This window comes from Blautia intestinihominis (genome assembly GCF_040096655.1).
In the GTDB taxonomy this organism is placed as follows: domain Bacteria; phylum Bacillota; class Clostridia; order Lachnospirales; family Lachnospiraceae; genus Blautia_A; species Blautia_A intestinihominis.
In genome coordinates, this window is record NZ_JBBMEI010000059.1 from 1 (window position 1) to 20177 (window position 20177).

23 protein-coding genes and 2 pseudogenes are annotated in these 20177 nt (G+C 42.0%); 23 read left to right on the plus strand and 2 right to left on the minus strand.

Features of this window, described 5'->3' with window-relative positions; all coding sequences use genetic code 11:
* Positions 1 to 72, plus strand: a pseudogene (locus WMO75_RS14805) (sigma-70 family RNA polymerase sigma factor); the annotation flags it as partial.
* Between the two features lie 145 nt (positions 73 to 217).
* Here WMO75_RS14805 and WMO75_RS14810 read toward each other — a convergent pair.
* Positions 218 to 745 carry a PadR family transcriptional regulator gene (locus tag WMO75_RS14810; protein WP_055056202.1) on the minus strand — a complete coding sequence of 176 codons (528 nt, stop codon included), beginning with the start codon at positions 743 to 745 and terminating at the stop codon, positions 218 to 220.
* 214 nt (positions 746 to 959) lie between these two features.
* Between WMO75_RS14810 and WMO75_RS14815 the strand changes: the two genes are divergently transcribed.
* From WMO75_RS14815 to WMO75_RS14860, 10 genes are all read left to right on the plus strand, one after another.
* Positions 960 to 2336, plus strand: coding sequence for an MATE family efflux transporter (locus WMO75_RS14815; protein WP_117996887.1), 1377 nt, complete (start codon positions 960 to 962; stop codon positions 2334 to 2336).
* Between the two features lie 69 nt (positions 2337 to 2405).
* The gene (locus WMO75_RS14820) at positions 2406 to 2930 is read left to right on the plus strand and encodes a PadR family transcriptional regulator (RefSeq protein ID WP_055201204.1); all 525 of its coding nucleotides are present in this window, start codon (positions 2406 to 2408) and stop codon (positions 2928 to 2930) included.
* Entirely contained in the window at positions 2927 to 3301 is a 375-nt protein-coding gene (locus tag WMO75_RS14825; RefSeq protein WP_349078336.1) for a YjdF family protein, read from the plus strand. The genes WMO75_RS14820 and WMO75_RS14825 overlap by 4 nt, the downstream gene beginning before the upstream one ends.
* Complete coding sequence (locus tag WMO75_RS14830) at positions 3234 to 3755, plus strand: hypothetical protein (protein ID WP_349078337.1); 522 nt, start codon at positions 3234 to 3236, stop codon at positions 3753 to 3755. The genes WMO75_RS14825 and WMO75_RS14830 overlap by 68 nt, the downstream gene beginning before the upstream one ends.
* 308 nt (positions 3756 to 4063) lie before the next feature.
* Positions 4064 to 4726 carry an ABC transporter ATP-binding protein gene (locus WMO75_RS14835; protein ID WP_117715689.1) on the plus strand — a complete coding sequence of 221 codons (663 nt, stop codon included), beginning with the start codon at positions 4064 to 4066 and terminating at the stop codon, positions 4724 to 4726.
* Position 4727: 1 nt separating this feature from the next.
* Complete coding sequence (locus WMO75_RS14840; protein ID WP_227222846.1) at positions 4728 to 7319, plus strand: FtsX-like permease family protein; 2592 nt, start codon at positions 4728 to 4730, stop codon at positions 7317 to 7319.
* 4 nt (positions 7320 to 7323) lie between these two features.
* Positions 7324 to 8016 (plus strand): response regulator transcription factor, encoded by a 693-nt coding sequence (locus tag WMO75_RS14845; RefSeq protein ID WP_117738865.1) that lies wholly within the window; start codon positions 7324 to 7326, stop codon positions 8014 to 8016.
* A complete protein-coding gene (locus tag WMO75_RS14850; protein ID WP_117996883.1) occupies positions 8013 to 9044 on the plus strand; it encodes a sensor histidine kinase in 1032 nt (343 codons plus the stop codon). The genes WMO75_RS14845 and WMO75_RS14850 overlap by 4 nt, the downstream gene beginning before the upstream one ends.
* Positions 9045 to 9221: 177 nt before the next feature.
* Positions 9222 to 9887, plus strand: a complete 666-nt coding sequence (locus tag WMO75_RS14855) for an ABC transporter ATP-binding protein (protein WP_117738863.1) — start codon at positions 9222 to 9224, stop codon at positions 9885 to 9887.
* A 14-nt stretch (positions 9888 to 9901) separates the two neighbouring features.
* A complete protein-coding gene (locus WMO75_RS14860; protein WP_227222848.1) occupies positions 9902 to 12316 on the plus strand; it encodes an ABC transporter permease in 2415 nt (804 codons plus the stop codon).
* A 260-nt stretch (positions 12317 to 12576) separates the two neighbouring features.
* Here WMO75_RS14860 and WMO75_RS14865 read toward each other — a convergent pair whose 3' ends face one another.
* Positions 12577 to 12771: a hypothetical protein gene (locus WMO75_RS14865; RefSeq protein ID WP_117738860.1), complete on the minus strand. Its 195-nt coding sequence runs from the start codon at positions 12769 to 12771 to the stop codon at positions 12577 to 12579.
* A 76-nt stretch (positions 12772 to 12847) separates the two neighbouring features.
* On the opposite strand from WMO75_RS14865, the gene WMO75_RS14870 reads away from it, so the two are divergent.
* From WMO75_RS14870 to WMO75_RS14925, 12 genes and pseudogenes are all read left to right on the plus strand, one after another.
* Entirely contained in the window at positions 12848 to 13327 is a 480-nt protein-coding gene (locus tag WMO75_RS14870) for an ABC-2 transporter permease (RefSeq protein ID WP_227222849.1), read from the plus strand.
* 123 nt (positions 13328 to 13450) lie between these two features.
* A complete protein-coding gene (locus WMO75_RS14875; RefSeq protein WP_330412472.1) occupies positions 13451 to 14176 on the plus strand; it encodes a transposase in 726 nt (241 codons plus the stop codon).
* A gap of 227 nt (positions 14177 to 14403) precedes the next feature.
* Entirely contained in the window at positions 14404 to 14682 is a 279-nt protein-coding gene (locus WMO75_RS14880) for a type II toxin-antitoxin system RelB/DinJ family antitoxin (protein ID WP_117639920.1), read from the plus strand.
* Positions 14679 to 14969, plus strand: coding sequence for a type II toxin-antitoxin system YafQ family toxin (locus WMO75_RS14885; RefSeq protein WP_117639918.1), 291 nt, complete (start codon positions 14679 to 14681; stop codon positions 14967 to 14969). Before WMO75_RS14880 ends, WMO75_RS14885 begins: the two co-directional genes overlap by 4 nt.
* Before the next feature lie 437 nt (positions 14970 to 15406).
* On the plus strand, positions 15407 to 16369 hold the full coding sequence (locus WMO75_RS14890) for a S1 RNA-binding domain-containing protein (RefSeq protein WP_118037303.1): 963 nt from the start codon (positions 15407 to 15409) through the stop codon (positions 16367 to 16369).
* Positions 16370 to 16460: 91 nt separating this feature from the next.
* Complete coding sequence (locus tag WMO75_RS14895) at positions 16461 to 16913, plus strand: zinc-finger-containing protein (RefSeq protein ID WP_055066318.1); 453 nt, start codon at positions 16461 to 16463, stop codon at positions 16911 to 16913.
* Between the two features lie 18 nt (positions 16914 to 16931).
* Positions 16932 to 17588 (plus strand): hypothetical protein, encoded by a 657-nt coding sequence (locus WMO75_RS14900; RefSeq protein ID WP_117592333.1) that lies wholly within the window; start codon positions 16932 to 16934, stop codon positions 17586 to 17588.
* 68 nt (positions 17589 to 17656) lie between these two features.
* Positions 17657 to 18346, plus strand: coding sequence for a hypothetical protein (locus tag WMO75_RS14905; RefSeq protein ID WP_349078340.1), 690 nt, complete (start codon positions 17657 to 17659; stop codon positions 18344 to 18346).
* Positions 18306 to 18809 carry a hypothetical protein gene (locus WMO75_RS14910; RefSeq protein ID WP_049940373.1) on the plus strand — a complete coding sequence of 168 codons (504 nt, stop codon included), beginning with the start codon at positions 18306 to 18308 and terminating at the stop codon, positions 18807 to 18809. Before WMO75_RS14905 ends, WMO75_RS14910 begins: the two co-directional genes overlap by 41 nt.
* A 113-nt stretch (positions 18810 to 18922) precedes the next feature.
* Positions 18923 to 19150, plus strand: coding sequence for a cold-shock protein (locus WMO75_RS14915; RefSeq protein WP_005423033.1), 228 nt, complete (start codon positions 18923 to 18925; stop codon positions 19148 to 19150).
* Between the two features lie 476 nt (positions 19151 to 19626).
* Positions 19627 to 19758, plus strand: coding sequence for a hypothetical protein (locus WMO75_RS14920; protein ID WP_005423021.1), 132 nt, complete (start codon positions 19627 to 19629; stop codon positions 19756 to 19758).
* Between the two features lie 18 nt (positions 19759 to 19776).
* A pseudogene (locus WMO75_RS14925) lies at positions 19777 to 20177 on the plus strand (hypothetical protein); the annotation flags it as partial.

Below are 20177 nucleotides of genomic sequence, written 5' to 3' on the forward strand. Positions count from 1 at the left end.
GAAGGTGTAGACCCAAGCCGTGTCCGAGACAGTATCCGCCGTGGATTAAAGCAGCTTGTAAAATATTTTTGATAAAAATTCATTTGATTCGCCTGTTTTTTGTCAGTGTTAATAAGAAGGTTATACCGATTTGAAGTGCGCTTATTAAGAAAACGCCAGATCCAGGGGCGTATCACCTCTGCATCTGGCGTTTTCTTATAGATTTGTACTTGCCTGTTTATCCAATATTCTTTTTTAATGAGGCAATCCATGCTTGGATTGCTTCCACCAGTACATACTGCTGACGCAAAACAGCCATACCTGTTGCGGGAATACTGGGTTCATTTTCTTTTTTCTGTATATTATGTTCCAGATAGGATTTTAAAGTACTAATATTTTCCTCAATTTCTGCTATGCACGATTTTTGTTTTTCAGGTGGCAAGGAATCCAAATTCACAATAACAGCGTTGAAGTCCAGAAAAATGTTAATAGGTTTTCCAGAAATCTCAAACATGAGCCGTTCAAATTCTGCTTCTCCGGCTTCCGTCAGGGAATAAATCGCTTTTTCTGGCATCTTCCCTTCCTTTACGATTTCGCCTCGGATTAGCCCCTTTTCTTCTAACTGAATGGCTTTTTTATAAATGGATGGAGTGCTGATTTTTACCCATTTGGATATGTTTCTATATTCTACTAACTTTTGAATATCGTAGGCGCTCATTGGCTCCTTTTTCAATATTCCCAACACGATTAAATCTATGGTTGCCATGTGGAATCACACCCTTTCACTATGCTTTCTGCATGAAAGAATACTGTCAAATTTACTATAAATTATAGTATTAGATTTTATACTCTTTGTCAAGATAAAACGCCTGACTTCTCTTGACATATACTATAAATTATAGTAGTATGATTTATACGGTAGTATACTATAATTTATACTACTATAAATTACACTTAAAGAAGCGAAAGGAGTATTAACAATGAATGAACGCAACAACAAACTTGAACTTTTGGGCAGTGCGCCTATCCCAAAAGCGCTGATGGCTCTCGGCATACCGATTATGATTGGGATGTTGATCAATGCACTCTATAATCTGGTGGATGCCTATTTTGTGAGTGGCTTGGGCAAAAGTCAAATGGGTGCTATTTCTGTCGTATTTCCGTTGGGACAAGTCGTGGTTGGTTTAGGTCTTATGTTCGGTAACGGAGCCGCATCTTATCTGTCAAGACTATTGGGACGCGGAGATAAAGATACCGCCGATAAAGTGGCAAGCACCGCATTGTATAGCAGTATTCTGATTGGTGCTATTATCATCCTACTTTCTGCGATTTTCCTTAAACCAATTTTGGTAATGTTGGGCGCGACGGAAACAATTATGCCGTATGCCTTGACATACGCAAGAATTTATGTGCTGTCCTGTGTTTTCAATGTATTTAATGTAACAATGAACAATATTGTAAGTAGCGAGGGTGCAGCAAAAACGACCATGTGTGCCTTGCTATTGGGAGCCGTATTGAACATCGGATTAGACCCTCTTTTCATTTATACTTTGGACATGGGAGTAGAAGGTGCAGCAATCGCCACAGCAATTTCGCAAATGGTATCCACGCTTGTTTATCTTACCTATGTTCTGCGCAAAAAAAGCGTATTTTCGTTCAGCATAAAAGAGTTTTCTCCTACGAGGCAAATGATAACGGAAATTTTGAAAATTGGAGTTCCCACTTTGGTGTTCCAACTGCTAACAAGTCTTTCGATTGCGCTAATTAACCGCGCATCCAGCAATTATGGCGATTCGGTCATTGCAGGCATGGGGGCGGTTACGCGAGTTACTTCTATGGGAACTCTTGTTGTCTTTGGATTTCTGAAAGGGTTCCAGCCTATTGCTGGATTCAGCTATGGGGCAAAGAAGTTTGATCGCCTGCGCGAAGCAATCAAAACCTCAATCATTTGGTCTACAAGTTTCTGCTTAGTCGTAGGCTTGGTGATGGCCGTTTTTTCTACGCAGATTATCTCTCAATTTACTGAGGGAGATAATCAAATGATTTTAGTGGGTCAAAAATCACTGTTTGCAAATGGGATCACATTCATTCTTTTTGGTTTCTACACGGTTTACTCCTCTTTGTTCCTTGCCTTGGGTAAAGGTGCGGCAGGTTTCTTTTTGGGAGCATGTAGACAAGGTGTCTGCTTTGTTCCTGTCGTTTTGCTGCTGCCTATGGTATGGGGAATGAACGGAATCCTATATGCCCAACCCATCGCAGATGTAATTTCCGTAGTAATCACTGTATTTATGGCGTTACACCTTCATCGGGAATTGTCTATGGCTGAAAAACAGGCTATGTCCAATTCGGAAATATAAGGTACTTCTCCTTGATTTATACTATCAACAATAGTACTATTGATAATAGTAAAAGTTGGAGGTGTAGTTATGTCGTCAATCGATTTAGTCATACTTGGTATTGTATTGGAAAAACCGCAAAGCGCTTATGATATTCAAAAAGATGTGGAGTACCACCATTTTCCACGATGGACAAAAATAAGCGTACCTTCTATTTATCGTAAGGTTCTCCAGTTGAGTGAGAAAGGTTATTTGCATAGCAACATTGTCAAGGGCGATAAGTTTGCAGATAAGGCTATTTATTCTATTACTGACCAGGGCAGAGCATATTTTAAGGAACTGATGGCCGCTTGCGCCGCTGGTCCAGTCCCCCTGCTATTCGATTTCAATGTGGTCATTACCAATCTGAACAAGATGGACAAAGCCGAAGCGTTGGAGCTGGTTTCGACTTTGCGCCGGAGCATACAATCCTCGGTTGAAGCTAACGAGGGCTATGCGCGCGAATTTGCAGACATTCCTTTGGTTGGGAGAACGATTTTTGAGCAGCAGCAGCTTCTCTATCGAGCCCTTATGGAATGGCTGGATCACTTTGAAGGACAGTTCTTAAAAGAATGAGCACGGCCTTCAAAAGCAGTTTGACCATCCTGTTTGAAGCTCCATTTTGGATCGGTCTATATGAAAGAACGGATAGCGGTAAATACGAGGTGTGTAAAATCACTTTTGGTTCAGAACCCAAAGACTATGAGGTCTATGAGTTTCTGCTGAAGAATTGGCATAAGTTGAAATTCAGTCCCCCAATCCAGGCTGAAGTATTCATAGAGCGAAAACTCAATCCCAAACGAATGCAGCGCGAAATTCAAAGTCAACTGCAAGATAAAGGCGTTGGCACAAAGGCACAGCAGGCGTTGAAACTCCAGCATGAGCAATGTAAGCTGGAACGTAAAGCCAAGAGCCGTGAACAGAAAGAGGCAGAGAAGCCTTACTGATTCGCTTGTAACTTATAACATTACCATGCGGACAATCGAGGTTAATGATAATTCTGCTATTATTTTCATTATGCAAACTGGATTGACATATAGCGCAATCATCTTGTTTGTAACCTGTTTTACTATCTTGGCTTTGCAGCAATTATCAGATTCCGGAAAATACAAATATCGCTTTCGGGTTCTAAGAAATATGGGTGTTGAAGAACCTCATATACGAAAGTTGATTTTGAAACAATTAGCTGTATGGTTTGGTGTTCCGGTTATACTGGCCCTTATCTTGGCTGGCGCATTCCTTGTATTTTTGATTGTAGGATTCCATATGCAGATTGCAGTGTATATCGGAGTACAGCGATTGGTGCAGCAGCTTTTGATTGTGTTGGCTATTTTAGGTGCCCTTTTAATAAGTTACTTTATTAGTACATGGGTCTTGTTTAATAAGTCTGCATCTGCCTAACTTTTTGCGTTTTACAGTGACCTTATCAACAAAAGAAAATGCAATAGTATTACCCTCCGTTCTGGTTTTGGAGGTACATCTATGAATTGAATTGCTACAAAAATGAAGCAATTCAGCCTGTTTTCTTGTCAAAAAAGAAAATGGTTAGGAGATTTCTGCAACATTTGGTCTTTATTATAGAATTACAAGTAAGATAGAAAATGTGATTAAATCTGCCGGACGACGGCAAAAGAAAAAAATCCGTCCGCTGTAACATTTCGCGGACATTTGCCTGTTATACTATCTGAAAAAGATAAGGGGGGATTGATATGGCAGCAGTAAAGACAGTATCTTTAACAAAAGAATATTCTAATGGAGAACACTATTTAAGAGCAGTTGATGATATATCTTTCACAGTTGAAGAAAATGAATTTGTAGCTATTATGGGAAGTTCAGGTTGCGGAAAGACCACGTTGCTCAATTTACTAGGTGGTTTGGAAAATCCCACACACGGATGTGTCTATATCAATGATGTAGATATTACACAGTTATCTATGGAGGAAAGGAGTTCCTTCAGAAGATGGCATATTGGGTTTATTTTTCAAAATTTTAATTTAATCCCAGAGATGAATGTATTTGAAAATATAGTTTTACCTGCCAAACTTATGGAAAGAAATATCAGTAAAAAAGAAGTAATGCGGATAGCTGAAGAACTGGAAATTGAGGAAAAACTATTACAAAATCCTATGACTTTATCTGGTGGACAACAGCAGCGGGTCGCAATCGCCAGAGCTATTTATACACATCCTACTATACTTTTGGGAGACGAGTTGACAGGAAATTTAGATTCTACAACCAGTATATCCGTTATGAAATTTTTGAAAAAGATGTGTAAAAAATATAGCCAGACAATGATTATCGTTACACATGATGAAAGAATAGCAGCTATGGCAGATCGGATTATTCAGATGAAAGATGGGAGGGTTGTATAGGATGGAGAATTACGATTGTAATCAGTCGGCTGAAAGAGTGCTTATGGATGCTTCCAGGAAAAAGAATCAAAACAGAAATCGTCTACTGTTTATCGTAATTACAATTACTGTAGGCGTGATTTTTAGTGTGTTCTCTTTAATCTATGGGAAGATGGAGATTGATATTCAGAAAAATATGAAAGCCGATGGTATGGCTGTATCGACCTATATTGAAAATGGTACAGCGGATATGACACAACAGCTTACACAGCTACCATGCATAGAAAGCATTGGGAAAGAAAAGTTTGCAGGAAAATTATTAGATGATTCCATAAAATATTGTGATTGCGTCATTACAGATGTGACCGGATTTGAAAAAATGATACGTCCTGCATTTACAAATGTGGTAGGGACTTATCCAGAAAAAGAAAATGAAATTATGCTTTCTACGAAAACTCTGCAATATCTTGGAATCAAGAATCCCGAAGTGGGCATGGAAATTGAACTGGATTTTTATTGGAATGACATTTTCAATACCAGTGGAACCGGTATGCAGAACTTTTTACTTTCTGGGTATTTTACAGAGTATCAAAATCAAACCTCCGGTGCTTCTGTGGCTTTTATATCAGAGAAATCAATGGAGAAGAACGGGCTTCAATGGGAGCCATGTAGGATTTTAATAGATCATACAAAGAAATATTCCAGTGGTTCGCAAATAGAACATATGCTGACAAATAACATAAAGTTGAATGAGGGACAGAGAATTGTAAGTATGAACCCAGCAGAATATCGGGCAATAAGTGAAATGATGGGAAGTTATGGATTTGCAGTCTTTTTTTCGGTTATGGTTTTACTTTCTATGTTTTTGTTTATTTACAATATCCTAAATATTTCGCTGGAAAAAGATTTACAACGTTATGGTCTTTTACAAGTAATTGGTGTGGAACAAAAGCAGAATATTAAAGTTATGAATCGTGAGATGCTAAAAATAGGACTTACGGGAAGTATCGCTGGAGCAGTTTTAGGGGGAATGTTTATATGGGGTATTATGCCATTGTTATTAGAAAAAATGTATGCAGAGAATACATGGAAATTAGAAAGAATGGTTTTCTTTCAACCCAAACTTCTTATCCTAGCGATTGTTCTTGTGATTTTCACGTTGGGAGTGGCAGTGGAATGTCTGAAAAGAAAAATGAGGAAATTAAGTCCGTTGGAGTGTATGAAATATACGGAGGCGGTTACTTATCATAAAAGCAGGAAGAAACCGAAGATAAAGAAATTCCACTGCTGGGGAAAACATCCTGAAATTTATCTTGCAAAGAAATATTTATTTCGGAATAAAAAAACATTTGGGATAACAAGTTTGTCATTATGGCTTGGGTGCGAATTGGCATTATGTTCTGCGGTAATTGTGAACGGAGTGGATTTACAGAATTATTATAGTAAAGAGCCGGACTTCCAAATAGGAATTACAGAGGAAGCTTGCAATTATTTAATTGAATCATCACCGGACACAAAGAATATGAAGTTTTTTCCGAAGTCCCTTATGAATGATATTGAAACGACCATAGGAAACGAACTTCATTCAGTAGAAAACATCAAAGGATTTTATCCGATCGTCGAAAAAAATGGCAAGGAGAATATAAAGATTCTAATCGATGGAGATAAAATATCCACGGTAATTCAGACAGTTAGTATCGGGGAGCAGGAAGAACTAAAAGACTTTATTCAGAAAAATGATAAGCTAGTAAATTGGGAGCAGTTTCAAAATAATCATGGAACAATCGTGCTACATGATCATAGGATGTCAGATTATATAGCAGGAGAAGTGCAGGATTATATAGGAACAGAGATGGAATTTTATGATCTGGTTCCGGTTGGTACGGAAATGAGCAGTTTAGTTCCTGAGAAATTAGTAAATTGTGGTTATCTGGATATAACAGAGGATGATTTCCCAGAGATGAAATTGTGCTGGGATGGTAAAAATATAAATATCCTATTGGTAACAGAGACTACATATGATTGGCTGGTAGAAAAATTAACACCACAAATTTTTGAAATACAATTTAATGTTGACAAAAATCAGGAGTCAGTTATCCGAGAAAGACTGAATCAGATGATTCGCAATTATAATATGGAATTTCAATCAAAATATGGACACGCTGATAAATTGAACTTGTTTTATTTAGATTCTAAATCAGAACGTTTGCTAAAGGAGCAGAACTATATTCAGACAAGTAGATGGCTGCTTATGAGTATTAGTGGAATTTTAATATTTATAGGAATTATGAATTTCGCAAATACAAGAATATCGGATATTATGCTTCGGCAATGGGAGTGTAAAATCCTGGAACGTGTAGGGATGACAAAAAAACAAGAATATCGAATGTTTGTAACAGAGGGTCTTTTCTATTGGTTACTGTTATGTGGATTGCTTATGAGTTTTGGAAATTTAGGGATTGGTATCATGCAGTGGTATATGAAAATGCAGATTTCCTATTTCGCTTTCCGCTATCCGGTAAAAGAAATGATTGCGTTGATGGTATTTTTATTATTGTTCAGCATTATTTTTCCAGGAATTATTTATAAAAAACTAAAAAAGAAAAGGAAGTGAGGATATGAAGCAGATTTTAATTGTCGAGGACGACAGTTTTTTGAATAAGATGTTAGACTATAACCTGACCGCAGACGGCTACGGCGTGACTTCTGCCCTAAATGCCAGAACCGCAGCCGACGCCATCCGCCACCGGGAATTTGATTTAGTGCTGCTGGACATCAACCTGCCGGATGGAAATGGTTTTGAGCTGTGCAAGCTGATAAAGCCCCAGCACCCGGACACCATTGTAATTTTCCTGACCGCCAACGATCAGGAGAGCGACCAGATACGGGGCTATGAGGCGGGCGCGGTGGACTACATCACAAAGCCCTTTGTGATCGGGGCCTTGCAGCGGAAAATCAAAGCCATGTTCGCCATGCTGGAACACCACAGACCGGCCAAGGACATTTACGACGACGGGCGGCTGTTTCTGGACTTCTCGGAGCAGGCGGCCTCCCTAAACGGCAAGCCCCTGACCCTATCCCCGATGGAGTACAAAATGCTGAACCTGTTCCGTAAAAATCCCCGGCAAGTGCTGACCCGTGGGTGGCTTTTGGAAAAGCTGTGGGATATAGACGAAAGGTTTGTGGACGAACACACCCTGACAACCTCCATCAGCCGGATTCGCAGCAAGATCGAATCCGACGGCGGCGCGTCCTACATCAAGACCGTTTACGGCATGGGTTATCAATGGACGGGAGGCGAGGCAAAATGAAGTTTCAAAACCTATCGGTAAAGCGGCTGTTTAGCCTGGTGGCAATAGGACTTGTCCTTTCCATGTCCGGGATCACCATAGCCCTGTTTCTTGTGACAAAACAGACGGCGGTGCTGCTGACTGGCGGGGCGCTGCTACTGTGCGCCCTTGTGGGGATTATTGTACTGACGCAGGCGTTTGGAAAGCGGCTGTCGCAGTTTACCGCTGACCTGTGCCAGACTTTAGACCACATGATCGCCGGAAATGAAGCACCCCAGCGGCCAGAGGACAGCGAAACCCAGCTTGCCAGAATCGGACACCGGCTGGCAAGGCTTTACCAGATCATGCAGGAGAACCGCCGCCGGGTGGACGAGGAACGGCAGGAGTTACAGACCCTTGTATCGGATATTTCCCATCAGGTGAAAACGCCGGTAAGCAATCTGAAAATGGCGACGGACACCCTGCTGGAAAAGCCTATGACCGAGGCGGAGCGTACCGACTTTATCCGGGGAATCCGCAGCCAGACGGATAAGCTGGACTTTCTCTTTCAGGCCCTTGTGAAAACCTCACGGCTGGAAACGGGCGTGATCCAGTTGGATAAGAAACCGGGCCGCCTCTTTGATACCGTGGCGCAGGCCATGAGTGGGATCGTGTATGCAGCGGAGAAAAAGGAAATCGCCGTGTCTGTGGACTGCCCGGAGGATTTGACCGTTTCCCATGACAGCAAGTGGACATCCGAAGCTCTCTTTAACCTGCTGGACAATGCGGTGAAGTACACCCCGGCGGTAGGGAAAATCGCTGTGTCGGTGGTGCTGTGGGAAATGTATGTGGAGATCAAAGTGACCGACACCGGCAAGGGCATTTCCGAAAGCAATCAGGCTGCCATCTTCCGGCGCTTCTATCGTGAGGAAGAAGTACACGAACAGCAGGGCGTGGGCATTGGTCTGTATCTGGCCCGCGAGATCGTAACGCGACAGGGCGGCTATATCAAAGTGGTTTCGGAGCCGGGCAAGGGTTCGGAATTTTCCATTATGCTGCCTACAAAATAGAACGCGGCGGACGGCCATTCCCGGCTGCCCGCCGTAAATTTTTTTGAAATGTCCGAGCGTTGTAACATTTCACCCCGATTTTCAATGAAATTTTTTGGCCGCTGTAACATTTCGCGGACATTTGGGTTTTATAATACCTTTATCAACAGGCAAGAAGCCTTGAAAGGAGTTTTGAATATGAGCGTTTTACAGACTATTGACCTGAAAAAGTATTATGGCACAAAGCCGAACATTACCCGTGCCCTTGACGGTGTGAACTTCTCCGTGGAGGACGGCGAGTTTGTGGCTGTTGTGGGAACATCTGGCAGCGGCAAATCCACCTTACTTCACATGATGGGAGGGCTGGACACACCTACTTCCGGCAATGTGATTGTCCGGGACAAAGAACTGTCAAAAATGAACGATGAACAGCTTACCATCTTCCGCCGCCGTAACATCGGCTTTATCTTCCAGAACTATAACCTTGTTCCGATCCTGAATGTGTATGAGAACATCGTCCTGCCGGTGGAACTGGACGGGGACACGGTAGATAAAAAGTTTTTGAATGAGATTGTTCATCTGCTGGGGCTGGAAGATAAACTGAAAAATATGCCAAATAATCTATCCGGCGGTCAGCAACAGCGAGTAGCGATTGCTCGTGCCTTGATTACCAAACCGGCTATCGTGTTGGCCGACGAACCGACCGGCAACCTTGACAGCAAGACCAGTGCAGAGGTGCTGGGGCTAATCAAGCGCACCAGTGCAGAGTTCCGACAAACCGTAGTGATGATTACACACAACAACGACATTGCCCGCCTTGCAGATCGGATTATCCGCATTGAGGACGGCAAGATTGTGGAATAAGGAGGTGGCAGACTATGACATGGCCTTTTGAGAATGATACAAGTGCCATTGTAAAAAAATTGGCAGGTAGGAGTATGCAAGCGGATAAGAGAAACAAGGCATTTCTGCTTTTGACAATCGCCATCTCTGTCTGTATGGTTTTTTCGATTCTCCTAATATCAACAGGTACACAAGAGAAATTCAAGAACACACAGAGGAATAAAGCGCAGATTGGCATTTTGGGAGTTACGGACGAACAAACGGCTCAGCTGCATCAAAACGAAAATATTACATGGGTTGGCGAATATTCCGCTCTAGGTGTGTTTTATGTTGAAAATAAAACAATCACTGTTGCTTATGGAAATGAAGATTATTTTTTACATCAGGAAGAAAAAACTTTTCAGGGAAGTGTGCCGCAGAAAGCGGATGAGATTATGCTCCCCCAGAACTACCTTGATTTTTTAGGAAAATCCTATCAGACTGGCGATACAATTTCTATTGACCTGACTGGAACAGGACAGAAAGCAGAATATACACTTTCAGGTGTTTTGAATAATACGAAAGAAAGCAACGGATATTTTATTTATGTTAGTAAAGAGCTTGCCCAAGATTTGGCAAAAGATTCTTTTCAGGTTACAGCATATACGCGGTTGAACACAGACGCCATAAGTTCCACGGCTATTCTTGATTTTGCCGGCAAAGCAATACAAAATACAGGCATTGTCGAGGAACAGGTAATGCTTACAGAATATTCTGCTGTTATGTCGGGTGTGATAACATCGGGTATTCCGATTCCAGTACCACTACTGGCGGCGTTGACGGCTATTTTGGCGGCAACGATTGTCTATGGTGTTTTTTACACAAAGATTGTAAAAAATGTTCAGATGTTTGGGCAACTGCGGACAGTTGGCATGACAAAAAGACAGATTAAACGGATGGCAAGTAAAGAGGGACGTTTATATGCCTTAGCTGGTATTCCTTTGGGGCTTGTCATTGGTGTACTGATTGGATTTATTGGCTGTCCTGATGGATTCCGGCTAAAAACAACAGTTATTTATGCTGTACTGATTGCTGCAGTAGCCTTTGTAACAGTGAATATTGCCATTTTTAAGCCTGTCCGAGTAGCAATGAATACTTCCCCGGTAGAGGGTGCTAAATACCTTGCGTATGCTGGAAAGGCAAAAAGCAGCTCAAAACTGCATCGGAAACTTACGCCGTTTAATCTGGCGAAAATAAATATACAAAGAAACAAACAAAAAGCAGTTCTGACGCTTTTAATGCTTGGAGTAAGCGGGGCTCTTTTACTGGTTACTTCTACGGTTGCTGGTTCTATTGATCCGGCAAAACAGGCAAGTTTCAAATATTATCCTGCCGGTAACATTATTATACAAATAAGAAATACAGTGGGCAGCTCTTTCGATAACGAAGCGGAGCCATACGGAAGCGCAAAATTGCAACTGGAAGAAAATCCACTTGAAGATCAGGCATTGATGCAGGAATTAGAAAAGGTAGATGGGATAGAAAAGATTACCACATTTGACAGCGTTTATATGACAGCTACTTTTTCGGGCGAAAGTGGTTCTATCACGAGCATTTCAGACTTCTTTCCAACCTTAAATCGGGAACAGACAGAAGAAAAGCAGGCGGTGTTATCCTCTGGAACAGCAGATTACAACGATATGGTTGAGAAAAATGGAATATTGGTTGCAGAAGATATAGCACAAGTTGGCGATACTTTGAAGATTGAGGGCAGAGCTTTTGATGGTAGAACCTTTGATGTGGAAGCCGTTGTTGTAGGCACATACAATAGGTCTGATTTAATGGAGGATAGCCCGGTTGTTCCCGGAAGCCCCTACTTCATTATGACTTATGACACAGCAAAGAAACTGACAGGGATAACGGAACAGACGGGGATTCTGGCGGTTAAAAATTCAGAGGGACGTTTTGATGAAGTTTTGACCGCAGTTCAGAAGATTGCGGATAAAAATGAAAAAATAGAAGTAAATACGATTGAACAAACGATTAAAAATATTCAGTATCGATACAGTGCATCTATAAATGCTCTATATATGACTTCTGCTATTCTGTTCGTCTTTGGAAGTATCAGCCTTATGAATATGCTTATGGTTGATTTTCAGAATAGAAAGCGTGAATTCGGTTTGCTTGAAGCTGTTGGAACAACACGGCAACAGTTGAAAGCAATGCTGGATAGGGAGATAGGAATTTACCTCGGAGGTTCATTGGCAATATCTCTTATATGCGGAAGTATTCTTAGCATAATTGTATGCAGACGGTTAGATGCCATCAATCATTGTATTACATTGAAATTACCATGGTTTTTCCTATTGGCGCTGACTGGTATATTATTTGTGATATATTTTGTTTTTTCGATGTATTCCCAAATGGAATTGAAAAAAGCGAGCATTTTATCAGCAATAAAAAGCGAGTAGATTTATTAGATTTTGTTGTATCATAAACTTTATAAATATTTCTGCAAGAGAAGAAAATCTGCCGGACGACGGCAAAAGAAAAAAAGCCGTCGTACAGCAGATACATTTTCACGCGCCTATGGAGCGGCGGCTTTGAGAAGATCAGAGCCGCCGTTTCTTTTTGCTTTTAGGACCGATGCTCATGCAATCAGGAGGGCGGTATATGGGAGGATACCGCCATGTCAATTTTCGTCATTCATAGCACCCATGAGCTGCACCAATTAAAAAAAGCCTTGCCCCTCCTCCGGGGAGGTATGACTACCTATCGGCATTATCATTCCTACTAAAGCAGAAGAATCATAGTCATTTTTGTTGCGCCAGTTTCCCGTTGCGGGGAGCTGGCGCTTTTTATTGTCGATTTTTCGGGAAAGCTCCCGAAGTATGTCGATGCCGATCTCCGCCTCCTTTCGATTCACTCGTCAATCGCCCGTGAATCGAAATGGAGGTACATAATGAAGAAAGTCAATCTTAGGGACTTATGGCTCCGCTGAATTGAGTTATGAGGACTATAACCAGGCAAGTGATGAAAAGGCAAGCTGGAAAAAATATCAATTAGCTATGCCGATAAGCAATTTTACTGTTGTTGCAAGTAAATATGTTTCCGTAATATATACTGTTGCAATCAGCATTTTGGGAAGCATTGCGTTCAATAGTTTATCCAGCATAATTTTTCAAAACTTTGATATGCTTATCTGGTTATTTTCGATTGCAGCAGCAATTATTATCCCATTATTATGGACAGGAATTTGCTTGCCATTAACTTATTGGTTTGGTTTTCGTTCTGCGCAAACTATGGGATTGATTGTGGTAATTCCAATGTTTTACTTTGTAAAATATTTTGAAGATGGGCCGGGAATGGCTGCTATGGTAAATTCTGTTCATTCATATGTGCTAATAACAGGGATAGCGGCAATTTTGATTTTTGGAATTTCCCTCATAATAAGCACCATTGGATATAGTCGCAAGAATTAAATCTGCAATTACCATTCAAAAATAGCAAACCCAGCCGAACCAGTCAACGGCAAGTGAATGGGCTACGCCCGCCGTTGACAGCCCCGCCTGTCCTTGCTGGTGGGTAATCAAGAGGGATTTTCCATGACCGAATATGAAGCCTATCAAGAACATATCCGCTATACCCATGATAGTAAATATTATCTGCATATACCAGTTACCTATGAGGTTGAAGAAAGTAATATTTCTGATATTTGTAATGTTGTAGGTATTGACAGAGGTATCAACTTTGTTGTTGCAACTTATGACAGCAAACATAAGTCCGGATTTGTTAGTGGTAAAGCTATTAAACAGAAACGGGCTAATTATTCCAAGCTTCGTAAAGAACTTCAAATGCGACATACGCCATCCTCAAGACGAAGACTAAAAGCTATCGGTCAGCGAGAAAACCGTTGGATGCAGGATATTAACCATCAGGTATCGAAGGCACTCGCCACCGGTAATCCAAAGCATACTCTCTTTGTATTAGAAGATTTGACTGGTATTCGCAATGCTGCAGAGCGTGTCAAAACAAAAGACCGCTATGTTTCTGTATCATGGTCTTTTTATGACCTTGAGCAGAAGCTGATTTACAAAGCAAAGCAGAATCAATCTTCTGTAATAAAGGTGGATCCTCGTTATACCAGTCAATGCTGTCCTGCTTGTGGACATACTGAAAAGTCTAATGGTAATAAGAAAATACACTTGTTTACTTGCAAAAACTGCGGTTATACGTCTAATGATGACCGTATTGGAGCTATGAATCTGTATCGTATGGGAATAAACTATCTTACTGATAGCCAAGTACCTAATACAGTTGTAACAGAGTAAACTCTGCTAAAAAGGGTGCTGTCAACCATCCAATGATGTAACGCCACTTTAGGCAGCAATGCCTATTGGGGATAAAAGGTCGGAGGCGTAAGCCGTTACTACGACTGGGTAGTTGACAGTGCAGCTAACCTCATTGAATGAATTTATTGTTAAATATTCGTGCAAAGTATTGCTTTCTTCGTGCAAATGGCGTATACTATAATTGCCAGCAGAAAGGGGTTGATCGTATGGCTAGAAATACCACAAACATCAGTATCCGCATGGACGCAGATTTGAAAGCGCAGGCGGACGCACTGTTTACTGAACTTGGCATGAACCTGACTACGGCGTTTAACATCTTTGTGCGTCAGTCGCTTCGTGAAGGCGGCATTCCCTTTGAAGTAAGGCTGAAACAGCCGAACAAAGAAACGGTTGCTGCCATGCTGGAAGCGGAAAGGATTGCAAAAGACCCGTCTGTAAAGGGCTTCAATGACCTTGACGAGTTGTTTGCTGACCTGAAAAGATGAAAGAAACCAAATATACCGTCAAGTACACGACCAGTTTCAAAAAAGACTACAAACGAGCCATCAAGCGTGGCTTGAAGATCGAGCTGCTGGAGGAAGTCGTAGCAATGCTGGCAATGGGCGAACCACTGCCAGATAAGAACCGCGACCATGACCTGTCCGGCGATTGGGCAGGTCATCGGGAATGTCATATTCTCCCGGACTGGCTACTTGTCTACCGCATAGAAGATGATGTTCTGGTGCTGACGCTGGCCCGCACCGGTACACACAGCGACTTGTTCGGCAAATAAACATTCTGCCGCCGTATGGGGAAACCTGTCCGGCGGTTTTTCTGTATGCAAAAGGGGTGTCGTGAAACGCGACGACCTTGATAGTGGTACGCCAAAACGCGGTAGCCCTTACCGCTTCGATATTTTGAAAATGGATCGGGAATATCTGCAATGTTGAACTTTGCTTACTCATATATGATAGTTGCCGCTATTGTTGCAATAATAATTTTCGAAATTTCATAAAAGAAACCGATATGCGACGCTATTGCAATTAAGGTAATATTGACATAGAATTCCATGTATTATAGAATGGTATCTGTAAAAAGAAGGCATGAAGAAAGCAGCTTTAAACGGGCTGCTTTTTTGTGTCTTCTTTTGTCTTTCCTGAGTACCGGAGGAACAGGAGTCTTCTGGATGGAGCAGAGAAGACAAAAATAAATAAGAACAGGAGGAAGTATATGGAGGATACCAAAAAAACAGTTTTGGCGGGAAATGGGGAAAAAGATGTTCCGCGTGCGGTCTACGATGGTGTTTTGACAATTGATGTAGACGCACAGGTTGAAAGCATGGAGGAACAGGAAGAAGCCAGATGGCATCAGCTTTTGAATGCACATCGTACCAGAAAGATCCTGACGGGCCAGCTCGGGGGCATTGAAAAACTGGAGAGCGGGTGGATGGTCGCTGTTACATACTTTAATGGTTTCCGGATCATTATCCCAATGAATGAAATGATGATCAACCTTCAGGGCGACGGGCGTGAAAATGCGGATACCTTAAACCGTCAGGTCCGTATCGCAAACAATATGCTCGGCTGTGACATTGATTTCATCATCAAAGATCTGGATAACAAGAGCCGGAGCGTTGTAGCATCCAGAAAAGATGCAATGCTTAAAAAGAGACAGACTTTTTATATCGGAGAAGATACAGAAAAACCAATGCTCTATGAAGGCAGAATCGTAGAAGCAAGGGTGATCGCAGTAGCTCCCAAAGCAGTCCGCCTGGAAGTCTTTGGTGTAGAAGTATCTGTCCGGGCCAGAGACATGGCCTGGGAGTGGATGGTAGATGCCGGAGAAAAATTCCAGGTAGGTGATCTGGTGCTGGTCATGGTCAATAAGGTGGAAGCAAGCTCTGTTGACCAGATCATTATAGAAGTGGATGCAAAGAGTCCGACAGCCAATATCAATAAAGATAACCTCCGGAAATGCCATAAACAGGGAAAATATACAGGGATTATTACGGAAGTCTATAAGGGAACCTATTTTATCCGCCTTGATATCGGAGTCAATGCCGTGGCACATTCCTGCAATATGTCCGCACTTCCGGGAAAGAAAGATAAGATCGGATTTGTGGTGACCCGCATCAACGACAACTATGAAGTGGCAGAAGGTATTATCACAAGGCTTATCAAAAGAGCTTCCTGAAAATGTTTTTATGATTTTCAAAGAATTCTGTTGACACAGAAAAAGGGAATTCTTTAACATCGGAGATAAAGATGGAAAGGAGTGACGTCAGATGGCAAAAAAGAAGAAAAAACAGATGCGGGAAACCTTGTACTGTCCATATTGCAAAAGACCCGGGGTACTTAGGCCGGCAGCCTATGTCTATGGGGATAACAACCTGGATCCGGAGAAATACCTGTATGTATGCAGCGGCTATCCTTCCTGTGATTCATACATTGGGGCACACAAAAAGAGTATGCGTCCCATGGGAACCATGGCTGACAGCAATCTGCGTAATAAGCGGATCGAAGCACACAGAGCTTTGGATGCAATCTGGAAAAATGGTTATATGACCAAACACAGCACATATATCTGGCTTCAGAACCGTTTGAATCTCCGGGAAAAGGACACACATATCGGGAAATTTTCTTATTACCTGTGTGAACAGACCATCCGGGAATGTACAGACTATATAAAAAGCCGAGAGGAAAAAAAGAAATCCCCGGATAAAATAAGCGTGGCATGACGGAAAGGATGGATGCCCTTGAGACTACAGGCGACAGAAGATGATGTATATCATCTGATGGACCTTAAAGAACAGTATTTTATTATGACAGCAATATGCAGTGTGGCAGAGGGAATCAGCGCATACTTTTTCATATACCAGAAAAGATGCTGGGATCTTGCATATTTGTGTACTGCACTGGCGCTTGCGATAATCCTGCTTCTTCGTCAGGCCATAAAAATCAGCCGGAGGATCATGGAGGCAGAAAACTGTTATATGGCACTTGAAGAGGACAGCCTGGCAGTCTGCCAGCCGGAAAAAAACGGAAAATATGAGTCCTGCAGGATCTTTTACGATGAGATGGATAAGATCGTAGAAGGAACCAGACGGGGAGTTCCGGAATTTTATATCGTGATCCGAAAAGAAGGGAAAGAACAGAAAAGCTTTTTCCTTTTGGATGAAGAAGAACAGGAACGGGATGTTTTCTGTGTACGATCCTTTGGCTTTGACAATCAGGGATTCATGGAGTTTTATCGGAAACTCAGGTGGATCGTACCGGGAAGAACAAGGATTATCGGGACCAAAACACAGGAAGTATGGAAACTGCGGCGGCCGAATATCGGAATCTGTACGGCAGCAGGCATGCTTTTGGGGTATGTACTTCCAAAACTCCTGGAAATGATGATGTATGGGTAACAAGTTATGAAAGAAAACAGATCAGAAGCAGAGATTAGAAAGAGTGAAAATGACAAGGAGGAAATGTCATGAGATGGTATACAGCAATCGGAATGAAAAAAGATGATGCAGATGGAAGGTTTTGTGTCTGGGTAGATGGGGAAGAAAAAGTACTTACAGAAATGGAAACTATTTTGTGGGCTGCGCTCACCTGGTCTTTCTGTGAAGAGGATAAGGTCCATTCCCAGATGCATCGTCTTCTTGTATTTAGCCTTGGAGAAAAACAGGCACAGGAATGGGCGGACAAAGAGGATTTTCAGTTTTGCCTGAACCGTCTGGTAAAGCGGGGCCTGGTTGTGCTGACAGAAGGATGTACCAGAGAGGAAGCTGTATACAGCATTATCAGCCGGTCAGTCATGTCTCCCATGGCCTTTTCACGGACAGAACGCATGAAGCATTTTATGGAAGCCCTTTCCATGGGAAAAGGACTGAAGTTTTCACTGAGGGCTTTTAAAAAGCCGCTGCTTACAGAAGAGGAATACCAGATACTTTCCAATCTTCAGAGAGAAGGGGATGTTTCCTGCCACCTGAAATGTTTAAAAGAAGAGGCAAAAAGCAGGAAACCCAATTTAGCAGATTCCCTCCAGGAACACATCCAACGGGAATTTATAAGCCGTGTAGCGCAGCTTTACTATAAGAAACAGCTTGTGATCGACAACATAAGAAGGGAGGACTGCCTTGAAGCAAACGGAACATCCGTATTGGCACAGGCTGTATAGATGCTTGGAAGATTTTGGAACACGTTATCAGAATATACCGGATTTTTTTAAGGACAGGATCCAGCGATATGGTATCCTGTCTCTTTTTATCCTGCTTTTCGGATCATTTATGGGAACATGGATGAAAGATAAAACTTTTATTTTCTGGTCTTTTCTGCTTGGGATTATCGGGTTTATAAGAACATATCTTATTTTCCGCACCGCGGATAAAAAGACCTATGAAATCGTGGAAGGGCTGGTAACCGGGATAGACGGGAAAAATCCCTTTGCAAGATTACGGAAGATCCGGGTAAGTGATCCGACCGGACGGCAGAGTGAACTTTTGCTGGATAAAAACGTAAAAGTTTTGGAGGGAAAACGCTATCGGTTTTATTTTGGCATAAATGAAAAGAAGCTGGTAGGAATCCGCCGGGTGGATGCAGCGCTCAATAACGGGACTTTTTTGGGAAACGAAGAAATATAAGAGGAAGAGATTCCTTTTATAGCAGGGAGGGGAGCACCAGGCATGGTTCGATTCCATGCTGCCCTGTTTCCGCAAAAGACTATTGCGGGAAATACAGCAAAGGAGAGAAGGATATGTCAGAAACACTACAGGGAACCGTGAAATGGTTCAGCGCACAGAAAGGATACGGTTTTATCACCGGTGAAGACGGGATTGATTATTTCGCCCACTTTTCGGAGATCCAGATGGATGGATACCGGAAATTAAGCGGTGGCCAGCCGGTCCTTTTTGAAGCAGGGACGGATGCCAACGGGCGAAGCCTTGCCAAAAATATTTCCCCGGCGGATCCAAACGCTGAGTAAGACGTTTTCATAGTGCATGTACAGATTACCTATTCCCCTCAGATACATGCATTTATGCAGACGGATGAAAAGACAGGCGGTATCATGCCGCCTGTCACAACATGTAGCAGAATAATAAAGATAACTCACACAATAACACAATATATAGTTAAAATTAATTGACAACCACAAAATGTTGTGGTAGTCTTTAAATGAAAAATAATTTAACAGTCTATAAAAGACTGTGGTTATTCTTTAGTTCCGGACATTCCGGAAGAAACACTTTGGGGTGGTCTTGCCCTTAATGAGAAAAAATGGATATGCAAAATATAAGGAAGATGCAAGAAGGAAAGAAGATTCTTTTTGTGTCTTTTTTTATTGCATAAAAAGCAGAAAGGAGGAGCACGAATGAAACTGTCAGTTAAACAAACTGCAAAAAGAAATACCTTAAGAACATCAAAAAAAGAAAACACATTGTAAAATCAGGAGGGTCGATTATGGAGACAATTAAATGGGAAAACGCAAATGCACTGGAAATTGGAATGCTTATGGAGATGGCAGAAGACGGCTATGTATTTTGCATCGAAGATGGAAAGATACAGGCTGTTGAAGTCCGGATTTTCAGCTAGCGTGGAAAGGCGGACATTATGTATTATAAAGATGACTTTTATAAGGAGTTCCAGACAGAAAAGGAACTGTGCGAGTATCTGGAAGAGATAGACAGCCGGGCAGAATGGATCCGGGTCACCAGTAAGAAATTAAAGGTGGCAGCTGCAGGAGAGGAAACCTGTACAGAGGTTCCGGGCATTTCCCTGGAAGCACTGGAAAAAGATACCTTATCTCATTCCAGGCTGGTTCTTATCCTGCCCGAGAGGATCTGTTATATAGGAAATTCAGCAATCAAATCGTTGAAAGGACGGGCCAGGATTGATGGCAAAGCCCTGGCAGATGTCGATAAGAAAACACTGGCAGAGATCTTGAATAAATGCCTGAAGGTTGCAAGAGGAAGAGCACTGATCCGTTTCTGTGAAGGAAAAATAAGAGATCG

What these genes read in the sequence shown, in the direction of transcription:
- WMO75_RS14835 (WP_117715689.1), top strand. Translation starts at nt 4,064, where the DNA reads ATGGCAGCAGTAAAGACAGTATCTTTAACAAAAGAATATTCTAATGGA.
- WMO75_RS14890 (WP_118037303.1), top strand. Translation starts at nt 15,407, where the DNA reads ATGGAGGATACCAAAAAAACAGTTTTGGCGGGAAATGGGGAAAAAGAT.
- WMO75_RS14905 (WP_349078340.1), top strand. Translation starts at nt 17,657, where the DNA reads ATGAGATGGTATACAGCAATCGGAATGAAAAAAGATGATGCAGATGGA.
- WMO75_RS14830 (WP_349078337.1), top strand. Translation starts at nt 3,234, where the DNA reads ATGAGCAATGTAAGCTGGAACGTAAAGCCAAGAGCCGTGAACAGAAAG.
- WMO75_RS14860 (WP_227222848.1), top strand. Translation starts at nt 9,902, where the DNA reads ATGACATGGCCTTTTGAGAATGATACAAGTGCCATTGTAAAAAAATTG.
- WMO75_RS14915 (WP_005423033.1), top strand. Translation starts at nt 18,923, where the DNA reads ATGTCAGAAACACTACAGGGAACCGTGAAATGGTTCAGCGCACAGAAA.
- WMO75_RS14855 (WP_117738863.1), top strand. Translation starts at nt 9,222, where the DNA reads ATGAGCGTTTTACAGACTATTGACCTGAAAAAGTATTATGGCACAAAG.
- WMO75_RS14825 (WP_349078336.1), top strand. Translation starts at nt 2,927, where the DNA reads ATGAGCACGGCCTTCAAAAGCAGTTTGACCATCCTGTTTGAAGCTCCA.
- WMO75_RS14820 (WP_055201204.1), top strand. Translation starts at nt 2,406, where the DNA reads ATGTCGTCAATCGATTTAGTCATACTTGGTATTGTATTGGAAAAACCG.
- WMO75_RS14880 (WP_117639920.1), top strand. Translation starts at nt 14,404, where the DNA reads ATGGCTAGAAATACCACAAACATCAGTATCCGCATGGACGCAGATTTG.
- WMO75_RS14845 (WP_117738865.1), top strand. Translation starts at nt 7,324, where the DNA reads ATGAAGCAGATTTTAATTGTCGAGGACGACAGTTTTTTGAATAAGATG.
- WMO75_RS14815 (WP_117996887.1), top strand. Translation starts at nt 960, where the DNA reads ATGAATGAACGCAACAACAAACTTGAACTTTTGGGCAGTGCGCCTATC.
- WMO75_RS14895 (WP_055066318.1), top strand. Translation starts at nt 16,461, where the DNA reads ATGGCAAAAAAGAAGAAAAAACAGATGCGGGAAACCTTGTACTGTCCA.
- WMO75_RS14840 (WP_227222846.1), top strand. Translation starts at nt 4,728, where the DNA reads ATGGAGAATTACGATTGTAATCAGTCGGCTGAAAGAGTGCTTATGGAT.
- WMO75_RS14850 (WP_117996883.1), top strand. Translation starts at nt 8,013, where the DNA reads ATGAAGTTTCAAAACCTATCGGTAAAGCGGCTGTTTAGCCTGGTGGCA.
- WMO75_RS14875 (WP_330412472.1), top strand. Translation starts at nt 13,451, where the DNA reads ATGACCGAATATGAAGCCTATCAAGAACATATCCGCTATACCCATGAT.
- WMO75_RS14885 (WP_117639918.1), top strand. Translation starts at nt 14,679, where the DNA reads ATGAAAGAAACCAAATATACCGTCAAGTACACGACCAGTTTCAAAAAA.
- WMO75_RS14810 (WP_055056202.1), bottom strand. Translation starts at nt 745, where the DNA reads ATGGCAACCATAGATTTAATCGTGTTGGGAATATTGAAAAAGGAGCCA.
- WMO75_RS14920 (WP_005423021.1), top strand. Translation starts at nt 19,627, where the DNA reads ATGGAGACAATTAAATGGGAAAACGCAAATGCACTGGAAATTGGAATG.